Source organism: Stenotrophomonas lactitubi (genome assembly GCF_002803515.1).
Lineage (GTDB): Bacteria > Pseudomonadota > Gammaproteobacteria > Xanthomonadales > Xanthomonadaceae > Stenotrophomonas > Stenotrophomonas lactitubi.
The window spans coordinates 955,022-976,051 of record NZ_PHQX01000001.1; the positions used below are offsets into that span (position 1 = coordinate 955,022).

Here is a 21,030-nt window from a genome sequence, read left to right on the forward strand (position 1 = left end):
TAAAACGTGAAGATTGCGTAAATGTGACAGTTCGCGCACGGCCGCGATCCGCCGCAGGCCCCGTCGCGGCTGGGCCTGCCATTGGAACCGGTTACGTATGACGCCCGGATTGCGCCCCGGTTGCAGTAGATCCACGCCATGCAAGGCTGGTGTTTCCGTGCATCCACGTCATGCGCGGATACCGCCATCACTCGGCGAGGGTCTTGTCCTTGAACCGGCAAAGATCGGCAATCACGCACCCCGGGCAATCCGGTTTGCGTGCTTTGCACACGTACCGTCCGTGCAGGATCAGCCAGTGGTGCGCATCCAGCAGGAACTCGGCGGGTATCGCTTTGACCAATCGATCTTCGACCTCGCGCACGTTCTTTCCTGGCGCAAGTCCAGTGCGGTTGGCGACACGGAAGATATGCGTGTCCACCGCCATCACCGGTTCGCCGAAGGCGGTGTTGAGTACCACGTTGGCGGTCTTGCGACCGACACCGGGCAGGGCCTCCAGTGCATCGCGATCGCGTGGCACTTCGCCGCCGTGCTTCTCCAGCAGCAGCGCGCAGGTGGCGATCACGTTCTTCGCCTTTGCGTTGAACAGGCCGATGGTGGCGATGTACTTCTTCAGTCCCTCTTCGCCCAGGGCGAGGATCTTCGCCGGCGTGTTGGCAACCGGGAACAGGCGACGGGTGGCCTTGTTGACGCCGACGTCGGTGGCCTGCGCCGACAGTGCGACCGCCACCAGCAGTTCGAACGGCGAACTGTATTCCAGCTCGGTCTTCGGATGCGGGTTGAGTTCGCGCAGGCGGGTGAACATTTCCACCACGTCGGCACGCGGCATCGTACCGCCGCGGCGCGCAGGTGCGCGCGCGGTCTTCTTCGCGGTCGCCATTACTGCTCCTTGCCGGCGGCGCGGGCCTTGGCCCGGGCGAGGATGGCGGCCGCTGCGGCAGGCAGGGCGGGTTTTGCGTCCGGCGCCGGGGCGGGCGTGCGACGCGCATCACGCTCGGCCTCGCGTCGGGCCAGGCGCACCGCGCGTGCGCGGAAACGTTCGCGCGCGGCCCAGGCACGCTGCAGTTGCAGCTGCATCTGGCAGAGGCGGTCGGGCAGGTCTGGATGGTCGGGCAGCAGCCGGTCATCGCCAGCGCGCACGACGTAGTCCATCAGTCCAGCCTGCAGCGCGCCATCAGGATCGTCTGCCTGGACCCGGGCGAACAGCAGCACGGGGTTGGGTCGGGATGCCATGGCGTCAGCGGTTCTGGAAAGCGGGGGGACGGCGCTGCAGGAAGGCGTTGGTGCCTTCGCGCATGTCTTCAGTGGCGAACAGCAGGCCGAACTGCGCACTTTCATATTCCAGGCCGGCGTCCAGGCTGCATTCGCCACCCACGTGCACCGCATCGAGCAGGCCACGCAGCGCCAGCGGCGCCGACTGTGCCAGCTGCCGGGCCAGGGCCTGCACGCGGGCGTCGAGCTCGGCGGCAGGCACCACTTCGTTGACGATGCCCAGGGCCAGCGCGCGTGCGGCATCGATCGGGGTGCCCAGCAGGCACAGCTCCAGCGTGGCCGCGCGTCCACACAGGCGCAGCAGGCGCTGGCTGCCGCCGAAGCCGGGAATCAGGCCGAGATTGATCTCCGGCTGGCCGACCTTGGCGGAATCGGCCGCAATGCGCAGGTGGCAGGCCATGGCCAGCTCCAGCCCGCCGCCCAGCGCAAAACCGTTCACGCGGGCGATCACCGGCTTGGGCATGCGTTCGATGCGGCGCATCAGCGCCTGGCCGAGCAGGGAGAAGTCACGTCCCTGAACCGCGCTCAATGTGTTCATTTCCGCGATGTCGGCCCCCGCCACGAAGGCCTTGGGGCCGGCGCCGGTCAGCACCACCACCCGTACCGCCGTATCGGCGGCGGCGTCGCTGAACGCCTCGGCCAGAGCCTGCAGGGTCGCGGCATTGAGGGCGTTGAGCTTGTCCGGTCGCTGCACGGTAATGGTGCGGATGGCGCCGTCGTCGCTGATGGCGACCGGGTGGGGAGCGGGGGCCTCGGCCACGGGAAACTCCTGGAACGTTAAAAAAAAGTGAGATTGAACTCTGTAAACGCAGACAGGTCATAGCCTGCGTGGTGAGTAGCGGTTACACGTTGTGGCCGTTATCCTAACCCGTCGCCTCAGGGCGGCGCAGAACGTCCCTGAGTTACCACCCCTGGAGAACTGTTTGATGAAGTTGCGTTCTATCGCGGTCGCCGTCGCGGCCCTGGCCCTGACGGGCAATGCCTTCGCCCAGGACATCGCGTCCGAGAAGGGCAAGCTGAGCTACTACTTCGGTTACGACTACGGCAACAACCTGGCGGAGCTGACTGGTCGCGGTGAGCAGCTGGACATCAACTCGGTGGTGAAGGGTCTGCAGGACGCCTACGCCAAGAAGCAGCCGGCGATCACCGCCGAGCAGCTGAAGCCGGCCGTTGAAGCGTTCCAGAAGCGCGAGCAGGGCCGTGCCCAGGCCGCCAAGGCCGAGTACGAAAAGGCTGCTGCCGACAACAAGACCAAGAGCGATCAGTTCATGGCGCAGAACAAGGCCAAGGCGGGCGTGCAGACCCTGCCGAGCGGCGTTCAGTACCGTGTGATCGAAGCCGGCAAGGGTGCCAAGCCGACCCAGGCCAGCACCGTGCAGCTGGAAGTGGCCGGTCCGTTCCCGTACGGCCAGCGTCCGACCGAGGCTCGCCCGGCCCAGCAGATTCCGTCGATCAAGGTCAGCGAAGTCGAAATGAAGGCCATGCGCGAGACCCTGCTGCAGATGCCGGCTGGCTCGAAGTGGGAAGTGTCCCTGCCGCCGGATCAGGCCTATGGTGCCGACCCGCGCACCCCGTTCCCGCCGAACGTGGCTGTGCAGTTCGAGATCAAGCTGATCAGCGTCAAGTAAGAAGAAACAGCGTCAACATCCACGCGCCGGTGATTCCACCGGCGCGTTTTTGTTTCTGCGGTACGCAGCAGCCGTGTGGGCCCATCCCAAATCCAGCTCATTCGCGCTACTGTTGACCGGTGCAAATAATGGAAGAAACGGCGCGTGCTGTCGCAAGCCCCTGCATCAACGTGTGCAAGCTGGATCGCAACCGGCTGTGCGCCGGCTGCGGGCGGCATATCGACGAAATCGCACGGTGGTCGTCGATGAGCGACAGCGAGCGCACCCACATCCTGCAGCGGGTGTTGCCACTGCGCCAACAGCTGCAGCAGTCGCTGCGAGGCTCGCTGGCCGATCACGAGCGCCTGCTGCGCGCGCTGCATCCGCTGGCCGAACCGCCGGCAGGTGACGGCTGGAACCGTAGTGAACTGGATGACCTGCTGCCCCCGGGCCCACCGGTCGAGGCGGCCGTGCTGGCCGGCATCGTCCCGCGCGCCAACGGTGCGCAGGTGATCCTGACCCGGCGTACCGAAACCCTGCGGCAACATGGTGGCCAGGTCGGTTTTCCCGGTGGCCGTACCGAGCCGGATGATCGTGATGCGCTGGCCGCAGCACTGCGCGAAAGCCAGGAAGAAATCGCATTGGCGCCGACGCAGGTGCAGGCACTGGGTTATCTCGATCCGTTCGTGACCATCACCGGCTACCGGGTAACCCCGGTGGTGGCGGTGATCGATCCGGATTTCGTGGCGGTACCGCAGCCCAGCGAAGTGGCCGAGGTGTTCGAAGTGCCGCTGGACTATCTGATGGCCGCCGGCAACCTGCGCCAGGTCGAAATCAACCATCGCGGCCGCGTCCGCCATGTCCTCGAATACGGCTGGCCCGGCCAGCGCATCTGGGGCGCCACTGCGGCCATCCTGTACAACCTGCGTCGCCGCCTGGAGCAAGTGCAATGAAGCGGACCGATCCGCCGTGGACCACCCTCGTCGATGTTGCGACCCTGGCTGCGGTGCTGGGCGATGGGGTACGCGTGGTCGATGCCCGCGCGACCGCAAGCACTGCCGTACGCGTGGTCGATGCACGTGCATCGCTCGCCGATCCGCAGGCGGGCAATGGCCTCTATGCGCAGGGACACATTCCCGGTGCGGTGCATGCCGATCTCAACCGCGACCTGTCCGACCTGACGCGGGTCGGACATGGGCGCCACCCGTTGCCGGACAGCGATGCGTTCGCCACACGGCTGGGGCAATGGGGCATCGGCCCCGACACGCAGGTGGTGGTGTATGACGGCAGCGATGGCAGCATGGCCGCTGCGCGACTGTGGTGGCTGCTGCGCCTGATCGGGCACACGAAGGTGGCTGTCCTTGATGGCGGCATCGCTGCCTGGCAGACCGCCGGCCAGCCGCTGGCGACCGGCAGCAGCGAGGTCGCGGCGTTGCCCGCATATCCGGGGCGTTTCGATACCAGCCAGATTGCCAGCGTCGAAGAGGTCGAGTCGCGCCTGAAGCATGCTCCGGGCTGGCTGGTCGACGCCCGCGCAGGCGAGCGTTTCCGTGGCGAGGTGGAGCCGCTGGACCCGGTCGCCGGCCATGTGCCGGGGGCAGTCAATCGACCGTTCGCATTGAACGTGATGGACGGCCGACTGCGCGACGCACAGGAACTGCGCGCCGAACTGCAGGGCGTGATCGGCAACCAGGACCCGCAGCGCGTGGTCCTGATGTGTGGCTCGGGTGTGACCGCCTGCCATCTGCTGCTGGCGATGGAAAGTGCGGGCCTGTCCGGCGCGCGCATCTATGCCGATTCCTGGAGTGGCTGGGTCAGCGACAGCAGTCGCCCGGTGGCTACCGGCGCCTGAGCGAAGCGGGCAGATCGATTTGACGTTCATCCACGCATGGCGTGGATCTACTGGCCACCGGTTCATATCCGGGGCAGAGCCCCCTGAGTCAGGGGGCGGCCGCGAAGCGGCGGGGGTGTGGGAGCTGGTAAGCGGGGCCCGCGGTTCGCGCAGCGAAGCGTGGGAGCGACAGCGCGTATGCGATGGCGTGCACCCAGGGCGCAGCCCTGCCGATCACCCCAGCGGCTGCAGCGGCACCTTGGCCAGGATCCGCTGCCACGGGAACAACGGGCCCGGATCGCGCTTGCGCGCCACGGTCACGGCCGGGTCGTCACTGGCAGGTACCTGCTCCAGGTCCAGCTGGTCGTGGCCGGCGATCTGCCGTAGCGAGGGGTACTGCAGCACCAGCGCCTGCAGCAACCGCTCCAACGCCAGCAGCTGCGCTTCGGTGTAGGGCTCGTCCATCGCCTGGTGGCGGCTGTCGAGCCAGTGCGGGTAGCGCCCCGAATTGACCAGTTCGATGCCCACCGAATCGGCATTCATGCCGCGCACGTGGTGGGCGATGCGCTCCGGCGCCACGTACTGCACCACGCTGCCGTCGCGGTCGATGTAGAAATGCCCGCTGTTGCCGGCACCGCTGTCGTACAGCACGCGCTCGCCGTACTCCCGGGCAGTCGCCAGGTCGGGCAGTTCGGTGCAGTGGATCACCACCATCGCCAGGCTGGATGGATCGCGCACGGGCAGGCGGTCGTGGTAGGGCAGCGGCTGCAGCTGCAGGCCGGGCAGGAGCGGGTTGGGCATGCGGCGATGCTAGCATTGCCGAATGAAACTGCCTTCCTTTCTGCTGTCGGTCCGCTCCGTGGGAGCGCACGCATGAGCCGCGGTCACTGCATCCTGTCGCACGGCTTCGAGAGCGGCCCGGAGGCGACCAAGGTCGCCGCCCTGGCCGAGGTCGCCGAGCGCCTGGGCTGGACCCATGAACGCCCCGATTACACCGACCTGGACGCGATGAGCGAGGTCAGCCGCGTTGGTGACGTGCGCACCCGCCTGCAGCGCCTGATCGAGCGCACTGCCGCTGCTGCCGCGCAGGGGCCGGTGGTGCTGGCCGGCTCCAGCCTGGGCGCTTACATCTCGGCCATCGCCTCGCTGCAGGTACCGGTGGCCGGTCTGTTCCTGATGGTGCCGCCCACCACCATGGGCCCGATGCCGGCGCTGGATGCCGCACCGGTGCCGACCACGGTGGTGCAGGCCTGGCATGACGAGGTGGTGCCCGCCGCCGGGGTCATCGCCTGGGCGCAGGCGCGCTCGGCGCAGCTGCTGCTGGTGGACGACGGCCATCGCCTGGAGCACCACGTCGAGGCCTCCGCGCAGGCCTTCGAGCGCCTGCTGCGGCAGCTGTGAAGCCCGGGCGCACGGCGCGCCCGCCCGCATTGACTACAATGGCAGCCCCGCCGCCCCCGGCGCGGGCCTGCCGGCCGTGCCTACGGCCCTCCCTTCCGAATGGCCCGGCTCCCTGCCGCGCCTGACCACCTGCGAACCGATCCCGTGAAATTTTTTGTCTCCTGCGCCAAGGGCCTGGAATACCTGCTTGCCGATGAGCTGTCGGCCCTCGGCCTGGAAAAGGCCACTGCCACCATCGCCGGCGTCAATGCCGATGGCGAACTGGAGCAGGCGCTGCGGATCGTCATGTGGTCGCGGCTGGCCAGCCGCGTACTGTGGCCGATCGACGAATTCGAATGCCCGGACGAGCAGGCGCTGTATGACGGCGTGCGCGCGCTGCCTTGGCACGAACACATCAAGCCGGAGATGACCTTGGCGGTGGACGCGCACGTGTCCGGCGACAAGATCACCCATGCCCGTTTTGCCGCGCAGCGGATCAAGGACGCCATCGTCGACCGCATGCGTGACGAAGGGCTCGAGCGCCCCTCGGTCAACACCGATCTGCCGGATGTGCGCGTCAACCTGTCGCTGCGCAAGGGCCGCGCCTCGCTGTCGATCGACCTCGGTGGTGGCCCGCTGCACCGCCGTGGCTGGCGCGGTGCTGCCCATGACGCGCCGTTGAAGGAAAACCTGGCTGCCGCGCTGCTGATGCGTGCACAGTGGCCGCGCCTGCATGCTGCCGGTGGCGGCCTGCTGGACCCGATGTGCGGCAGCGGCACCCTGCTGATTGAAGGCGCGCTGATGGCCGCCGACGTCGCTCCCGGCCTGATGCGCCATGGCAGCCTGCCGCCGAGCCGCTGGCTGGGCTTCGACAAGGCGGCCTGGAAAACCATCCAGAGCGAAGCGCGTGATCGCGAAGCGGCCGGCTTGGCCGCGCTGAAGCCGGTCGTCCACGGCAGCGACATCGACCCGGTGGCGATCCAGGCGGCACGCGAGAACGCGGAAGTGGCCGGCGTCGCCCATGCCATCCGCTTCACCCGCGCCGATGTGGCCGACCTGCCCACCCCGGAGCAGGAGATCGGCGCGGTGGTCTGCAACCCGCCGTATGACGAGCGCCTGGCCGCCGATCCGGCGCTGTATCGCAAGCTGGGCAATGCCCTGCAGAAGGCGGTGCCGCAGTGGCGCGCCAGCCTGCTGTGCGGCAATGACGAACTGGCCTTCGCTACCGGCCTGCGTGCGGGCAAGAAGTACCAGATGTTCAATGGTGCACTGGAATGTGCACTGATCGTCTGTGACCCGATTGCGGTGCCGGGTCGCGATCCGGCACAGGTGCGCGAGCTGAGCGAAGGCGCGCAGATGGTGGCCAATCGCCTGCGCAAGAACCTGAAGAAGTTCAAGAGCTGGCGCGCGCGCGAAGGCATCACCTGTTTCCGCGCCTACGATGCCGATCTGCCGGAATACGCAGCGGCCATCGACGTGTACGAAGAGGATGGAGGTCAACGCCGCACGTTCCTGCACGTGCAGGAGTACGCCGCACCGGCGGCGATTCCCGAGAACGACGTGCGCCGTCGCCGCAATGAACTGCTGGCCGCTGCGCGCGAGGTGTTCGGCGTACCGCCGGAACAGGTGTCGATGAAGTCGCGCGAACGTGGCAAGGGCGGCAGCAAGTACGGCCGTTTCGAGCAGCGTGATGAGTTCCTCGTGGTACGCGAGAACAACGCGCTGCTGCAGGTGAACCTGTTCGATTACCTTGATACCGGCCTGTTCCTCGACCATCGCCCGCTGCGTCGCCTGATGGCCGAGCAGGCGCGCGGCAAGCGTTTCCTCAACCTGTTCTGCTACACCGGCGTGGCCAGCGTGCAGGCGGCGGTGGCCGGTGCGGCCAGCACCACCAGCGTCGACCTGTCGGCCACCTACCTGCAGTGGTGCTACGACAACCTGGCCTTGAACGGGCAGGGCGGCAATCAGCACCTGCTGGTGCAGGCCGATGCAATGGCATGGCTGGAAGGCGATCGCGGCCAGTACGACGTGATCTTCTGCGACCCGCCGACGTTCTCCAACTCGGCCCGCGCCGAGGACTTCGACGTGCAGCGCGAACAGGTGAAGATGCTGCGTGCCGCCGTCGCACGACTGGCGCCGGGTGGCGTGCTGTACTTCTCCAACAACTTCCGCCGCTTCAAGCTGGAAGAGAACGCCATCGCCGAATTCGCCCAATGCCGCGAGATCAGCGCCAGCACCATCGGCCCGGATTTCGAGCGCAACGCACGCATCCATCGTGCGTGGGAGCTGAAGCGCCTGGCGTGAACCGACGTCTGGGGTCGGATCCCCTGCGCCTAGCGCAGGGGCTCTGACCCCATCAAGGTCGGTAGATCCACGCCATATGTCGATGGCGGTACGTACCTGGGGTCAGAGCCCTTGCGCTGCACGCAAGGGATCCGACCCCGGCGGCTTCTGCTACAACAACGCCACCACCAACCCGATTACCGGCAGCGCGACCGCCAGCGGTGCGATCCATTTCGGCCGGTACGGATACAGCGCGAACGCCAGCACGATGCCACCCAGCGTAAGCGCGCCGAGCCACAGCACCGGGCCCATCGCCCAGCCCTGGTCGACCACGCACAGGGCGAACGCCACGGTCAGCAGCACCCAGCCCAGCACCCGCCATTGCATGCGCCGTACCGGTGACGCCGCTGCCTTGCCGTGCAGTTCCTGCTGGTGCTTTTCCATCGCCAGCGACAGCGCGGTGAACGCTGTGAACGACAACCCCAGTACCAGCAGCATCATGCGCTGGCCTCCGCTTCCACTGCATCGGCCGGTGCCTTCGTCGCTGCAGTGGCCGCCGCGCGCTTCTTCTTCTCGGCGGCACTCAGCGGCGGCGTCCAGCGCTGCATGCGCCAGCCGCACAGGGCCAGCATCGCGCCGAAGGCGATCATCGACAGATCGAAACCGGCCAATGCCCAGTCACCGTTGAACAGGGTCACGCCCAGGTGCGCGTGGGTGGTCAGCGCGTTCACTACCGGGATCAGCGCGAACGCGGCCGCGCCGATGTACAGCTGCCACGCCCACATCATCCGCTTGGGCCAGATGAAGGCCGCCAGCAGCGACGCGCCCCACGCGTAGAAGAATACGTTCGCCTCGGCGTTGGAGCGCTCGGCCAGGCCCAGCGGCAGCAGCCGGTTGCCCCAGAAATAGGCGGCAAAGGCGATCGGCAGGCCGGCCACGGCGCCGATGTTCAGTGCATCGACCAGGCGCAGGCCGAAGCCGGTGCGACCGCTCTTGGCATGCTTCGGACGCTCCTTCACCGCCCACAGCACCACGCCGCTGGCCACCATCAGGCAGCCGGTGAGGCCGGACAGGAAGAACAGGGCGCGTACGCCCCAATCGGCGAAGCGTGCCAGGTGCAGGCCATACAGCACGCCACGGGTGGCGGTGGCGCCACCGGAAGGCGGGGTTTCCTGCAGCAGCGCGCCACTGACCATGTCGTAGCGCAGCGCGGGCGTATCGATGGACAAACGCTTGCCGTCGCGCTGGCGGATGTCGATCACCGCATTGGCAGCACCGGGGTTGGCAACGCTGAAACCAGCGACCTCGGTTCCGTGCCAGTGCGTGCGGGCACTGTCCAACAGCTGCCGCAGCGGTAGCGGTGCAGCCTTGCCTTCGGCGGGCGCGGTGACTTCGGGCAGGCCACCGAAGGCCTCCGCGTAGAAGGCATCCTGGTCGGTACCGTAGGCCGCGTTCACTCCCCACGGCAGGTACATGATCATCAACGTGACGATGCCGGTGTAGGTGATCATCGCGTGGTAGGGCAGGGCCATCACCGCGCTGACGTTGTGGAAGTCCAGCCAGGAGCGCAGGCTCTTGTCTTTCCGGAAGGTGAAGAAGTCCTTGAAGATCTTCTTGTGGGTGATCACGCCGGTGATGATCGCCACCAGCATGAACATCGCGCAGAAGCCCACCAGGTAGCGCGCCCACAGTACCGGGATGTAATGCAGGTCGAAGTGCAGGCGGTAGAAGAAGTCGCCGCCACGGGTCTCGCGGGCCTTCAGCTCGGTGCCGGTGTTGGGGTCCAGGGTGGCATCGCCGAAGGCGCCGCGGCGTCCCTTGCTCGGATCGGCCAGTGCCTCTGGCAACCGCCAGAACATCTGCATGGCCGGATTGCGCGGCTGCGGCAGGGTGACGAACCAGCTCTCGGCCTGTGGTGCATTGGCCAGCAGGTAGTCGGCCGCGCGCTGCGCCGCTTCGTCGGTGCTGACCGTGCTGCGCGGCAGTTCCGGGCGCATCCAGCGGCTGATTTCCTCGCGGTAGTAGCTGGCGGTGCCGGCCATGAAGATCAGCAGCAGCAGCCAGCCGACCAGCAGGCCGGTCCAGGTGTGCAGCCAGGCCATGGATTGGCGGAATCCATTCTTCATGCCCACGCTCCCAGCAGGCGCGAAACGCCGGCCATCAGCAGGGTGGGGGCGAGAATGCCGACCCAGGCGCGCAGCGCACTGCGGGTGGCGAACGCCCACAGCGCCGCACAGGCGGCGACCAGGATCGCCAGCAGCATGCCGGTCAGTACGGCCTGGCCGCGCGCGCCCGGCAGTGCCAGCGCGCAGAACACGGTGGTCATCGAGGCAAGCGCGTAGCCGCCGAAGATGGCGGCCAGCGATCGGGACAGCACGCCCCATCGCGGGTTGGCGAAGAAGGTGCTGGGGCGGGGGCTGGCGGTTGCGGGCGAGCGGTCCACGGCGGTCCTGCAGGTTGAATGAAAGAGGACCGGCGCACCGAAGCGCGCCGGGGTTGGCCATCCGTGGCCGGGGCCGGTCGCAGAACCGGCGCCATCCATCAGATCGTCAGAGCTTCCAGCGCAGCGTCATCATCACGTTGCGCGGTTCGCCCCAGTACACGCCGTCGTAGAAACCGACGCGGTTGTAGTACTTCTTGTCCAGCAGGTTGTTCACGTTCACCTGGGCGCTGAAGTTCTCGTTGAAGCGATAGCCGGCCGACAGGTTGAGCAGGTAGATGTCACCCTGTTCGATCGCCACGCGGTCGCGCTTGCCGCTGACCAGGAAGTCCTCGCGCGGCTTGTTGCTCAGGCTCCAGATGCCGCTCTGCCAGGTCGCGCCGCCACCAATCCAGAAGCGGCCTTCGGCACCACCCGGGCGCCAGCTGGCGTTGAGGCGGAACAGATCGACCGGAACGGTGGTGTTCTGGCGAACGCCCAGCGCATTGCGGCTGACGGTGTGGGTGAACCCGGTCGACAGGTTCCAGTGCTCGCCCAGGCTGCCCTGCGCTTCGATTTCCCAGCCCTTCACCTTGTTACCCTTGCCGGTGGAGCGGTAAGCGCTGATGCCACCGGGCAACGAGTTTTCCGGCACCGAATCATCCAGCTCGGCGACGTTGTCCTTCTCGCCCTTGAACACCGCGACCGAGGTGTTGAGCAGGCCATCGAAGAACTCGGCCTTGAGTCCGGCTTCCCACATGTCACCGACGACCGGTTCGAGGTAGTTGTTGGCCTTGTCGCGGTAATTCTGCGGCTGGAAGATGTCGGTGTAGCTGACGTAGCCGCTGAAGTAACGGTTGAAGTCGTAGATGAAGCCCGCGTACGGGGTGAGCGAGTCGTCCGGCTTGTAGCCACCGCGGGTGGTACCGGTCAGGCGGCCGGCGGCGTCGTGGGTGTAGTTCCAGCTGCGCGTTTCCCAGCTGCCGTAGCGGGCGCCGAGCACGGCGGTCAGCGGCTCGGCCAGCTGCAGGCGTGCGGCCAGGTAGGCGGCACGCTGGCGCAGTTCGTCTTCCGAGGCGAGATAGCCCAGGCGGGTGACCTGCAGCGGCGCGACGTCGCCGTTCCAGCTGCGCCAGTCCGGCACACGTTCGTAGTTGGCCGGATAAGCGGCGGTTTCACTCGCAGGCACTTCGCCCTTGCGCACCGACTGGCCGAAGCCGAACACCAGCTCGTGTTCGCGGCCGAACAACTGGAACGGACCGCCGACGTTGAAGTCGAACACCTGCATGTCGCCGTTTTCACCGAAGCTGCCGACGAAGGCAGAGATGCCACTGCCATCGGCACGCGGGTAACCGGACGCGCCGTACCAGACCGCGCCGTCGGTCTCGCGCTTGGAGCGGGTGTAGGCGAATTTCGCGGCCCAGCCATGGCCCAGCTGCTGTTCGAGGCGGGCGAACGCGCTTTTTTCGATGATCGGCCAGCTGCTCCAGCGCGCCGACAGGTTGGTCGAGCGCGGCAGGTTGGCCGGCTTGCCATCGGCGCCCCAGTACGGCACCACGCCCCAGGTCACGCCCGTAGTGCGCGGCGACTGGTACTCGTAGCCGGCTTCCAGCAGGGTGGTGTCGGTGATGTCGGCCTGGACGATGCCGTAGAAGACGTCCTTGTCCAGCTTGTACACATCGCGGAACGAATCGCTCTGCTGCTTGGCAGCGACCACGCGGGCGCGGATGCGGCCATCCAGGGCGATGGGACCGCCGAGGTCGGCTTCCAGGCGCTGGTTGCCCCAGCGGCCGAGCGTCAGGTTGGCGCTCATCTGGAACGTATCGGTGGGGCGCTTGCGGACGAAGTTGATGGTGCCCGACGGATCACCGGCACCGGTGGTCAGGCCGGTGGCACCACGCACCACTTCGATGCGGTCGTAGATCACGCTGTCGGTGTTGGTCTTGATGTAGCCACCGAAGGTGTTGAGCATGCCATCGACCTGGAAATTGGTGATGTTGTACCCGCGCGAAACGTAGTTGATGCGTTCGCTGTCGGTGACCGACACCGCTACGCCGGTGACCTGGCCCATCACATCGGACAGGGAGAACAGGCCCATGTCGTCCAGCCGCTGCCGGGTCACCACGGTCATCGACTGCGGGGTGTGACGCAGTGACAGGCCGAGCTTGGTTGCGGTGCTGGCCCGCTTGACGGTGTAGCTGTCGGCAATGTCGCCATCGGCAGTGACCTGGACGGTGTCCAGGGTGCGCGCAGAGGGGTCGGCAGAACCTTCCTCAGCGTGTGCCAGCGGTGCGATCAACAGTGCGGTCACGGCCAGGGCCAGCAGGGTTGGACGGGGAGTAGTCAGGAGCGATGCCATCGGTGCGATTCCATGCAGGACAAAAAACAGGCGATGGCAAACGCACCCATGGCAGCCATGCGCTCCGCGCACGTCGCCCAGCGTGATTCCCATCGACGGTGCGCCACCTGCGGCAGGCAGGCGACCCAGTGGTCGGGGGATGTACACGGGCGAAGGGGCGGGTGGGCGCGTGCTTCCGTGCCCCGCTTGGCTAAGCGTACAACCGATCAGTAAATGATAGGCATTCGCATTTCGTTAAGCAAGCGTGACAGCCTCGGTCATCCACGCATGGCGCTGATACAACGAGATCGAGGGACACTGTCGAAGGCGGGGCGCTGTGGGGTTGCGGGGTGTGAGCCGCATGGATGCGGCGACCAAGCCCCCAGGGACGGGTTCACGGCGGCCCCGCAACCCCACAGCTCCCCGCCATCCCGCAGGAAACCAGCTGTGGCTGTTGCTCTGGCTCCGGCCTCTGCGGGTGCCGGGCGCAGCCCGGCCGGGAACCCATCTCAGAAACGGAACAACACCGTCGCCGCATGCAGCAGCAGGCCGATCAGGCCGCCGACCAGGGTGCCGTTGAAGCGGATGAACTGCAGGTCACGGCCCACGCTCAGTTCCAGCTGCTCGACCAGGTGGCGCTCGTCCCAGCTCTTCACGGTCTGCGCGATATGGGTGGTGACGCCCTCGCGCAGGCGCCCGGTGAGGCGCTGTGCGCCTTCCAGCAGGTGCTGGTTCAACGCCTCGCGCAACGCCGGGTCCGATTGCAGGCTGTCGCCCAGCGAGGCCAGGCTGCGCTGCAGATGGCCGACCAGTGCCGAATCCTCGCGCTGCAGATCGCCACGCAGGCTGGCCTGGATGCGCGACCACAGGCCCTGTACGTACTCCTGCAGGGCAGGGTGGTCGATCATTTCCTGCTTGAGCTGCTCGATGCGCTCGGCCAGTGCCGGGTCTTCGCGCAGGCGCTGCACGTAGTTGCCCAGCCACTGCTCGTAATCCTGGCGCAGCGGATGCTGCGGCTCGGCCAGCACCTGCTGCAGTTCTTCCAGCACCGCCCGTGCCAGGCGTTCGGCAAGGTTGTCGCCGATCTCATCGATCGGCTTGATCCAGTTCACCGTGCTCGACAGCGTCGGCCATTCGCGCTGGATGTAGCGCACGATCAGCTGCGAAGCGCGTTCCTTCACTTCCGGCTGTTCCAGCCAACGCCCCAACCGTTGCAGGCCTTCGTCCAGCACCCGCTGGTGGCGGCCATCGGCGGTCAGCAGGCCCAGCAGTTCGCCGGCGGTGGCCGCGGCATTCCACTGCCGCAGCTGCTGCACCACGAAGCTGTGCAGCTGCCGTCGCACCGCAGCTTCATCGAAGAAGTCCAGCGCCTGCAGTGCCCAGCCACGGGCCATGTCGGCCAGCATCCGTGACCGCGCGGGATCGGCCAGCCAGCTGCCGAGGCGGCTGGCCGGGTCGAACACCTGCAGCTTGGCCAGCAGCACCGTCGGTTCCAGGAACTGGTCGCGCACGAACAGGGCCAGGCTGTCGCCGATGCGTTCCTTGCTGCGCGGAATGATCGCCGTATGCGGAATCGGCAGGCCCATCGGCCGCCGGAACAGGGCGACTACCGCGAACCAGTCCGCGAGTGCGCCGACGGCGGCAGCCTCGCAGAAGGCCGAGACCCAGGCCCAGATGCCGCGCTCACCCTGCCAGTGGCTGACCGCGAAGCCGGCCAGCATCAACAGCAACAGGCCAAGGGCGAGGGCTTTCAGGCGCCGCAGCTGAGCGCGGCGCGGATCGATGGCAGACGTCATGCCTGAAGTCTACCCGCAGGCCGGTGACGCCTACCTGTAGAGCCGAGCCCATGCTCGGCTGCTCTTTGCCGCGCGCAAGGCAGCCGAGCATGGGCTCGGCTCTACAGCGGCGTGACGCGATCGGTTACAGCGCTTCCAGCTGCTTGCGCAGGTGGGCCAGCTGTGCGCGCAGGGTGTCGTTCTCGCGGGTCAGGTTCACCACGCGACGGCGCAGCGCCGGGGCATCCTCGCCCAGCTGCTCCAGCGCAGCCAGTACCTCGGCATCGCGGCTGGCGATCTCATCCTCGTTGGCTTCTTCGAAGTCCATTTCCGGCGACTCCGTTTCCGGCTTCGGCGCGCGCGGCTTGCGCTTGGATTCACGCACACGCTTTGCAGCCTGCTTCAGCTCATCCTTGCCACCGGCAGCAGCGGCGCGCTGCTCTTCTTCCGGCAGGTCAGCCACGGCAGCAGCGGCGCTGATCGAGATCATGCCGGCCTTCACCGCTTCCACCACCTCGGCGGCGGCCTGGGCGTGGATGCGCTCGATCATGCCGACCTGGCTGGTGCTCAGCTTGGCTTCGCGGGCCAGTTCGGCACGGCTGATCTTCGGCGCCGGTTCCCACGGCGGGCTGTCCTCGCCGGCCTCGTCGGCAGGCTCGGCGGTGCCATCACTTTCCCGCTGCAGCTGCGCCTGCTCGACCTGCTTGCGCGCGGACAGGATGTCGCGCTTGCGCAGGGCCAGCACGCCGCGCTGGAAATCGGAGACGCTGCGCCGGCCCAGGTGCTGCTCGATCATCCACAGGTGCACGTCTTCCATGCTCTGGAAGCGGGTGTTCTGCACGGTATTGAACGGCAGGCCATGCTTCTGGCAGATGCCGTAACGGTTGTGTCCATCCACCAGCACCTCGCCCCACAGCACCAGCGCATCGCGGCAGCCTTCGGCGAGGATGCTGCGCTCCAGCGCCTCGTGTTCGTCCGCGGTGAGCGGGTCGATGTAGGCCTTGAGTTCTTCTTTGACGACGATGTTCATGGGCACGGCAACGGACAGGAGCGGAACCGCCCATTGTACCCGCTCGCCACCACCGCCCCGACCTCAGGCGGTGGCCCGGATCATCTCGCCCAGGGTGTCGGTGATCTGGTCGATCTGTGCCTTGTCCACGATCAATGGAGGTGACAACGCGATGATGTCGCCGGTACAGCGCACCAGCAGGCGCCCGTCGTGGAAGCAGCGGCGGAACACCTCGTAGCCACGGCTGCCGGGGGCGTCCTTGCGCGGCGCCAGCTCCACCGCACCGACCAGGCCGAAGTTGCGGATGTCGATCACGTTCGGCAGCCCCTGCAGGGCATGCAGGCGCTCCTGCCAGTACTCGCCCAGTTCGATGGCACGCTCGAACAGGCGTTCCTCGGCGTAGACGTCCAGCGTGGCCAGCGCCGCCGCGCAGGCCAACGGGTGGCCCGAATAGGTATAGCCATGGAACAGCTCGATGGCCTGTGGCGGACCCTGCATGAAGCTGGCATGCACGCTGTCGCCGACCAGCACGCCACCCAGCGGCACCGCGCCGTTGCTGGCGCCCTTGGCAAAGGTCAGCAGATCCGGGGTGACCCCGAAACGCTGTGCGGCGAATGCCATGCCGACCCGGCCGAACCCGGTGATGACTTCATCGAACACCAGCAGGATGCCGTGCTGGTCGCAGATCTCGCGCAGGCGCTGCAGATACCCCGGTGCCGGCAGGATCACACCGGCCGACCCAGCAATGGGCTCGACGAACACGGCGGCAATGGTGGAGGGATCGTGCAGGGCGATCAGCCGTTCCAGATCGTCGGCCAGCTCGGCCCCCTGGCGCGGCAGGCCCTTGCTGAAGGCATTGCGTGACAGGTCCAGCGTATGCCGCAGGTAGTCCACGCCGCCCAGCTGCAGGCCGAACTGGCGGCGGTTGTTGGGCAGCCCGCCCAAGGCCATGCCGCCGAAGCCGACCCCGTGGTAGGCCTTCTCGCGGCTGATGAAACGCGTGCGTTGGCCTTCGCCACGCAGGCGGTGGTGGGCCAGCACGATCTTCATCGCCGAATCCACTGCCTCCGAGCCCGAGCTGGTGAAGAACACGTGGTTCAGCCCGGCCGGAGCCAGCGCCGCCAGTCGCTGCGCCAGGGCGAAGGCCGGCGGCGAACCCATCTGGAAGGCGGGCGAGTAATCGAGCGTGGCGGCCTGCTCGGCGATCGCGTCGACGATGCGCCGGCGCGCATGCCCTGCATTGCAGCACCACAGGCCAGCGGTGCCATCAAGGATGGCGCGCCCATCCACGTCTTCGTAGTGCATGCCCTCGGCGCGTACCAGCATGCGCGGCGCGCCCTTGTACTGGCGGTTGGCAGTGAACGGCATCCAGTACGCGTCCAGTGAATCGGGGCGCTGGGTGGCCAGGTCGTGCAGGTCGCTTGCAGGGGTTTTCATGCCGGCTCCATCGGGTCCGATGGTTGTGACTCTAGCGCAGCCGCGTCACGGATCTGTCGGCAGGCATGGCCGGGCGCTACCGTTCGGGCCTCGACCTTGTGGTAGCGCCGGGCCATGCCCGGCGAGCGCGCAGCGCGGTCGATCACGGTGGGGTCGCGGCCGCGCCGGTATAAACAAGGATCGTTGATTGCTGGAGCGACCCATGACCCACTTCCCCGACCGCAGCCACTGGCAGGCCCTGTCCAGCCGCGTGGCGATTCCCGGGCAAGCGTTCATCGATGGCCGCTACGTGGATGCCGCCAGCGGCGCGCGCTTTGACTGCATCAGCCCGATCGACGGGCGCGTACTGGGCGCAGTGGCCGACTGTGACGCGCAGGACGTGGACCGTGCGGTGGCCTCGGCGCGCCGCGCGTTCGAGGCAGGCCACTGGTCGCAGGCCAGCCCCGCCCATCGCAAGCGCGTGCTGCTGGCACTGGCCGCGCTGGTGGAGACGCATGCTGATGAGCTGGCTCTGCTGGAAACGCTGGACATGGGCAAGCCGATCCGCGATGCGCGCCGCATCGACCTGCCCGGCGTGGTGCGCTGCCTGACCTGGACCGCCGAAGCGGTGGACAAGCTGTACGGTGAAATCGCGCCCACCGGCCCGCACGAGCTGGGCCTGGTGACACGCGAGGCCGCAGGCGTGGTGGCGGCCATCGTGCCGTGGAATTTTCCGCTGCTGATGGCCTGCTGGAAGATCGCGCCGGCCTTGGCGATGGGAAATTCGGTGGTGCTCAAGCCCTCCGAGCGCTCGCCGCTGAGTGCGTTGCGGCTGGCCGTACTGGCGGCCGAAGCGGGATTGCCCGAGGGCGTACTGAACGTGCTGCCGGGCCACGGTTCACGCGTGGGTGAGCCGCTTGCCCTGCACATGGATGTGGACGTGCTGGCCTTCACCGGCTCCACCGCTACCGGCGCGAAGCTGCTGGAGTACGCCGGCCGTTCCAACCTCAAGCGGGTGTGGCTGGAATGTGGTGGCAAGAGCCCGCACGTGGTGTTCGCCGATGCGCCGGACCTGGATGCGGCGGCCAAGGGCGTGGCGCAGGGCATCTTCTTCAACCAGGGTGAGGTATGCACGGCCGGTTCGCGGTTGCTGGTGCAGCGTTCGATCCGCGATGACTTCGTGCACCAGGTGATCGCCTATGGCCAGCGCATGCAGCCCCGCCATCCGCTGGAGGCAGATGCCCCGATGGGGGCGTTGGTCGATGCCGCGCACGTGGACAAGGTGCTGGCCGACATCGCCCGCGCCGAAGCCGATGGCGCGCGGCTGTTGCTGGGCGGCCAGCGTGCCGAGGTGGAGGCGGGCGGTTGCTATGTGCAGCCGACGGTGTTCGACCAGGTGCGGCCGGAGCAGGCGCTGGCCCGCGAGGAAGTGTTCGGCCCGGTGCTGGCGGTGCTTGGCTTCGACGACGAAGCCGAGGCCGTGCGCGTGGCCAACGACAGCCGCTACGGGCTGGCCGCCGGCCTGTGGACGCGGGATCTCGGTCGCGCCCATCGCGTGGCCCGCCAACTGCGTGCGGGCAGCGTATGGGTGAACGGCTGGGACGGCGGTGACATGACGGCGCCGTTCGGCGGCTACAAGCAGTCCGGCAACGGCCGCGACAAATCGCTGCACGCCTTCGACAAGTACAGCGAGATGAAGGCCACCTGGATCCAGTTGTAGCGCCGCGCCGCGCCGCGCCCGGCTGCCTTTGGTAGACGCCAACCTTGGTTGGCGCCGGGCAGATTCATCCACGCATGGCGTGGATCTACTGTAGAGGCGGCATGGTGGGATTCATCCACGCAGAAAGAATTCGTTGGCGTCGGTGTCGCCTGAAACCATTGCCCCGGGGGGACCGCCAAGCGTGGCAGAATCGGTCGATCCGCCGTTACCCGCCTTGCCGATGTCGACGATCACCGCTGCCGCGCCACCCGTGAATTCTCCCCGCCGTGTCCTGCTGGCCAGCCTGATCGGTACCACCATCGAGTTCTTCGACTTCTACATCTACGCCACCGCCGCGGTGCTGGTGTTCCCGCACCTGTTCTTCCCGGAAAGCAGTGACCAGGCCGCATTGCTGCAGTCGCTGGCGACCTTCGCGGTGGCCTTCATCGCGCGCCCGGTCGGCTCGGCGGTGTTCGGCCACTTCGGTGACCGTATCGGCCGCAAGGCCACACTGGTGGCTGCATTGCTGACCATGGGCCTGTCCACGGTCGCCATCGGCCTGCTGCCGACCCATGCGCAGATCGGCCTGTGGGCGCCGGCGCTGCTGGCCCTGTGCCGCTTCGGCCAAGGTCTGGGCCTGGGAGGCGAGTGGGGTGGGGCGGTGCTGCTGGCCACCGAAAACGCACCGCCGGGCAAGCGCGCCTGGTACGGCATGTTCCCGCAGCTGGGTGCACCGATCGGTTTCCTGCTTTCGGCAGGCATCTTCCTGCTGCTCGGCCGCTGCCTGGGCCAGGACGATTTCCTGCAATGGGGCTGGCGTATTCCGTTCGTGGCCAGCGCACTGCTGGTCGGCCTGGGCCTGTGGGTGCGCCTGAACATCCACGAGACGCCGGATTTCAAGCGCGCGCTGGAGCGCAAGGCACCGGTGCGCCTGCCGATGTGGACCGTGCTGCGCGACCATCCGCTGCCGATGTTGCTGGGCACGCTGGGTGCGTTCGCCACCTTCGTGCTGTTCTACCTGATGACAGTGTTCAGCCTCGGCCACGGCACCGCCGTGCTGGGCTACAGCCGCGAACAGTTCCTGCTGATGCAGATGGTGGCGATGCTGTTCTTCGCCGCCGGTATCCCGCTGTCGGCACGTTACGGCGACCGCTGGGGGACGCGCCGCACGATGGCCATCGCCAGTCTGCTGATCATCGGCTTCGGCGTGCTGTTCGCACCGCTGTTCCAGCCCGGCAGCCCGTGGCTGGTGCTGACGTTCCTGTGCCTGGGCCTGTTCCTGATGGGGCTGACCTATGGCCCCTGCGGCACCTTCCTGGCCGAGATCTACCCGGTGGAGGTGCGCTACACCGGCGCCTCGCTGTCGTTCAACCTGGCGGGCATTCTTGGTGCAGCGCCGGCGCCGTACCTGGCTACCTGGCTGGCCGAGCGCTACGGGCTGGTCGCGGTCGGCTACTACCTGTGCCTGACCGCGGTGGTCACGTTGTGTGCGCTGCTGGCGCTGCAGCGCCGCCAGCACTGATCAGCCGAAGAAGCGCTTGAGCGTGCGGCCCAGCCAGCCGCCGCTCTGGTGTTCGCGGGCAAACTGGTTCAGGTGCTGCTTGACCTGTTCGGCATAGGCCTGGTCGTCGCCGCGGATGTGGTTGAACAGCCAGCGCGAGAGCATGGTGCGCAGTTCGTCACTGATGTCCTCGCCGGCCTGGAAGCGCATGCGGTATTCCGATACCCGCTTGATGAAGACCTCATGCACACGTTTGTGCGCGGCGCAGAACGGATAGCCCGCTTCCTCCATCAGCTCTTCTTCGAATGCGAAGTGCGACATGGTGTAGTCCACCACCTCGTCGATCACTTCGCCCACTGCGGCGCGCTGCAGGCTGGTCTGCGCCACGTGCAGGTGGTTGAGCATTTCGATGATGCGGCGGTGTTGTTGATCGATCACATCGATGCCGATGTTCAGATCGTCCTGCCAGACCAGTAGTGCCATCCCCGGCTCCCCTTCATGCG

19 protein-coding genes are annotated in these 21,030 nt (G+C 67.2%); 7 read left to right on the forward strand and 12 right to left on the reverse strand.

Annotation, left to right across the window (positions count from 1 at the left end):
* Positions 1-187: 187 nt before the first annotated feature.
* Genes nth through CR156_RS04490 form a run of 3 tightly spaced genes read right to left on the reverse strand, consistent with a single transcriptional unit; the run spans position 188 to position 2,029 of the window.
* A complete protein-coding gene (gene nth, locus CR156_RS04480; protein ID WP_099819987.1) occupies positions 188-877 on the reverse strand; it encodes an endonuclease III in 690 nt (229 codons plus the stop codon).
* The gene (locus CR156_RS04485; protein ID WP_099819988.1) at positions 877-1,230 is read right to left on the reverse strand and encodes a hypothetical protein; all 354 of its coding nucleotides are present in this window, start codon (positions 1,228-1,230) and stop codon (positions 877-879) included. Before CR156_RS04485 ends, nth begins: the two co-directional genes overlap by 1 nt.
* Positions 1,231-1,234: 4 nt before the next feature.
* Complete coding sequence (locus CR156_RS04490; protein ID WP_100552047.1) at positions 1,235-2,029, reverse strand: enoyl-CoA hydratase/isomerase family protein; 795 nt, start codon at positions 2,027-2,029, stop codon at positions 1,235-1,237.
* 166 nt (positions 2,030-2,195) lie between these two features.
* Between CR156_RS04490 and CR156_RS04495 the strand changes: the two genes are divergently transcribed.
* From CR156_RS04495 to CR156_RS04505, 3 genes are all read left to right on the forward strand, one after another.
* Entirely contained in the window at positions 2,196-2,897 is a 702-nt protein-coding gene (locus tag CR156_RS04495; protein WP_089239934.1) for an FKBP-type peptidyl-prolyl cis-trans isomerase N-terminal domain-containing protein, read from the forward strand.
* Positions 2,898-3,025: 128 nt separating this feature from the next.
* Entirely contained in the window at positions 3,026-3,829 is an 804-nt protein-coding gene (locus CR156_RS04500) for a CoA pyrophosphatase (protein ID WP_100552048.1), read from the forward strand.
* Positions 3,826-4,728 (forward strand): sulfurtransferase, encoded by a 903-nt coding sequence (locus CR156_RS04505; RefSeq protein WP_100552049.1) that lies wholly within the window; start codon positions 3,826-3,828, stop codon positions 4,726-4,728. The genes CR156_RS04500 and CR156_RS04505 overlap by 4 nt, the downstream gene beginning before the upstream one ends.
* Positions 4,729-4,941: 213 nt before the next feature.
* Here the strand turns inward: CR156_RS04505 and CR156_RS04510 are convergent, their stop codons facing one another.
* Positions 4,942-5,508, reverse strand: a complete 567-nt coding sequence (locus CR156_RS04510; protein WP_089239939.1) for an N-acetylmuramoyl-L-alanine amidase — start codon at positions 5,506-5,508, stop codon at positions 4,942-4,944.
* Between the two features lie 72 nt (positions 5,509-5,580).
* On the opposite strand from CR156_RS04510, the gene CR156_RS04515 reads away from it, so the two are divergent.
* Together CR156_RS04515 and rlmKL are read left to right on the forward strand one after the other, a co-directional pair.
* Positions 5,581-6,108, forward strand: coding sequence for a hypothetical protein (locus tag CR156_RS04515; protein ID WP_100552050.1), 528 nt, complete (start codon positions 5,581-5,583; stop codon positions 6,106-6,108).
* A gap of 144 nt (positions 6,109-6,252) precedes the next feature.
* Positions 6,253-8,391, forward strand: coding sequence for a bifunctional 23S rRNA (guanine(2069)-N(7))-methyltransferase RlmK/23S rRNA (guanine(2445)-N(2))-methyltransferase RlmL (rlmKL, locus tag CR156_RS04520; protein ID WP_100554076.1), 2,139 nt, complete (start codon positions 6,253-6,255; stop codon positions 8,389-8,391).
* Positions 8,392-8,541: 150 nt separating this feature from the next.
* Here the strand turns inward: rlmKL and CR156_RS04525 are convergent, their stop codons facing one another.
* The 7 genes from CR156_RS04525 to CR156_RS04555 all read right to left on the reverse strand — a co-directional run bounded on the left by CR156_RS04525 (position 8,542) and on the right by CR156_RS04555 (position 17,348).
* Positions 8,542-8,871, reverse strand: coding sequence for a DUF3325 domain-containing protein (locus tag CR156_RS04525; RefSeq protein WP_100552051.1), 330 nt, complete (start codon positions 8,869-8,871; stop codon positions 8,542-8,544).
* A complete protein-coding gene (locus tag CR156_RS04530) occupies positions 8,868-10,496 on the reverse strand; it encodes a PepSY-associated TM helix domain-containing protein (protein ID WP_100552052.1) in 1,629 nt (542 codons plus the stop codon). The genes CR156_RS04525 and CR156_RS04530 overlap by 4 nt, the downstream gene beginning before the upstream one ends.
* Positions 10,493-10,813: a DUF3649 domain-containing protein gene (locus CR156_RS04535; RefSeq protein WP_100552053.1), complete on the reverse strand. Its 321-nt coding sequence runs from the start codon at positions 10,811-10,813 to the stop codon at positions 10,493-10,495. The genes CR156_RS04530 and CR156_RS04535 overlap by 4 nt, the downstream gene beginning before the upstream one ends.
* A 106-nt stretch (positions 10,814-10,919) precedes the next feature.
* The gene (locus CR156_RS04540) at positions 10,920-13,148 is read right to left on the reverse strand and encodes a TonB-dependent siderophore receptor (RefSeq protein ID WP_100552054.1); all 2,229 of its coding nucleotides are present in this window, start codon (positions 13,146-13,148) and stop codon (positions 10,920-10,922) included.
* 488 nt (positions 13,149-13,636) lie between these two features.
* Positions 13,637-14,923, reverse strand: a complete 1,287-nt coding sequence (locus tag CR156_RS04545; RefSeq protein WP_100552055.1) for a DUF445 domain-containing protein — start codon at positions 14,921-14,923, stop codon at positions 13,637-13,639.
* Between the two features lie 124 nt (positions 14,924-15,047).
* A complete protein-coding gene (locus tag CR156_RS04550; protein WP_099819997.1) occupies positions 15,048-15,932 on the reverse strand; it encodes a ParB N-terminal domain-containing protein in 885 nt (294 codons plus the stop codon).
* 63 nt (positions 15,933-15,995) lie between these two features.
* A complete protein-coding gene (locus CR156_RS04555; RefSeq protein WP_100552056.1) occupies positions 15,996-17,348 on the reverse strand; it encodes an omega-aminotransferase AptA in 1,353 nt (450 codons plus the stop codon).
* A 202-nt stretch (positions 17,349-17,550) separates the two neighbouring features.
* Between CR156_RS04555 and CR156_RS04560 the strand changes: the two genes are divergently transcribed.
* Together CR156_RS04560 and CR156_RS04565 are read left to right on the forward strand one after the other, a co-directional pair.
* Positions 17,551-19,047 carry an aldehyde dehydrogenase gene (locus tag CR156_RS04560; RefSeq protein ID WP_100552057.1) on the forward strand — a complete coding sequence of 499 codons (1,497 nt, stop codon included), beginning with the start codon at positions 17,551-17,553 and terminating at the stop codon, positions 19,045-19,047.
* A gap of 220 nt (positions 19,048-19,267) precedes the next feature.
* A complete protein-coding gene (locus tag CR156_RS04565; protein WP_100552058.1) occupies positions 19,268-20,548 on the forward strand; it encodes an MFS transporter in 1,281 nt (426 codons plus the stop codon).
* On the opposite strand, the gene CR156_RS04570 is transcribed toward CR156_RS04565, so the two are convergent.
* Complete coding sequence (locus tag CR156_RS04570; protein WP_025875341.1) at positions 20,549-21,010, reverse strand: bacteriohemerythrin; 462 nt, start codon at positions 21,008-21,010, stop codon at positions 20,549-20,551.
* Between the last annotated feature and the right edge of the window lie 20 nt (positions 21,011-21,030).

Excerpts from the sequence above, each read along its gene's own strand:
- nth (WP_099819987.1), bottom strand. The coding sequence starts at position 877 with ATGGCGACCGCGAAGAAGACCGCGCGCGCACCTGCGCGCCGCGGCGGT.
- CR156_RS04485 (WP_099819988.1), bottom strand. The coding sequence starts at position 1,230 with ATGGCATCCCGACCCAACCCCGTGCTGCTGTTCGCCCGGGTCCAGGCA.
- CR156_RS04495 (WP_089239934.1), top strand. The coding sequence starts at position 2,196 with ATGAAGTTGCGTTCTATCGCGGTCGCCGTCGCGGCCCTGGCCCTGACG.
- CR156_RS04500 (WP_100552048.1), top strand. The coding sequence starts at position 3,026 with ATGGAAGAAACGGCGCGTGCTGTCGCAAGCCCCTGCATCAACGTGTGC.
- CR156_RS04505 (WP_100552049.1), top strand. The coding sequence starts at position 3,826 with ATGAAGCGGACCGATCCGCCGTGGACCACCCTCGTCGATGTTGCGACC.
- CR156_RS04510 (WP_089239939.1), bottom strand. The coding sequence starts at position 5,508 with ATGCCCAACCCGCTCCTGCCCGGCCTGCAGCTGCAGCCGCTGCCCTAC.
- CR156_RS04515 (WP_100552050.1), top strand. The coding sequence starts at position 5,581 with ATGAGCCGCGGTCACTGCATCCTGTCGCACGGCTTCGAGAGCGGCCCG.
- CR156_RS04525 (WP_100552051.1), bottom strand. The coding sequence starts at position 8,871 with ATGATGCTGCTGGTACTGGGGTTGTCGTTCACAGCGTTCACCGCGCTG.
- CR156_RS04530 (WP_100552052.1), bottom strand. The coding sequence starts at position 10,496 with ATGAAGAATGGATTCCGCCAATCCATGGCCTGGCTGCACACCTGGACC.
- CR156_RS04540 (WP_100552054.1), bottom strand. The coding sequence starts at position 13,148 with ATGGCATCGCTCCTGACTACTCCCCGTCCAACCCTGCTGGCCCTGGCC.
- CR156_RS04545 (WP_100552055.1), bottom strand. The coding sequence starts at position 14,923 with ATGACGTCTGCCATCGATCCGCGCCGCGCTCAGCTGCGGCGCCTGAAA.
- CR156_RS04550 (WP_099819997.1), bottom strand. The coding sequence starts at position 15,932 with ATGAACATCGTCGTCAAAGAAGAACTCAAGGCCTACATCGACCCGCTC.
- CR156_RS04555 (WP_100552056.1), bottom strand. The coding sequence starts at position 17,348 with ATGAAAACCCCTGCAAGCGACCTGCACGACCTGGCCACCCAGCGCCCC.
- CR156_RS04560 (WP_100552057.1), top strand. The coding sequence starts at position 17,551 with ATGACCCACTTCCCCGACCGCAGCCACTGGCAGGCCCTGTCCAGCCGC.
- CR156_RS04565 (WP_100552058.1), top strand. The coding sequence starts at position 19,268 with ATGTCGACGATCACCGCTGCCGCGCCACCCGTGAATTCTCCCCGCCGT.
- CR156_RS04570 (WP_025875341.1), bottom strand. The coding sequence starts at position 21,010 with ATGGCACTACTGGTCTGGCAGGACGATCTGAACATCGGCATCGATGTG.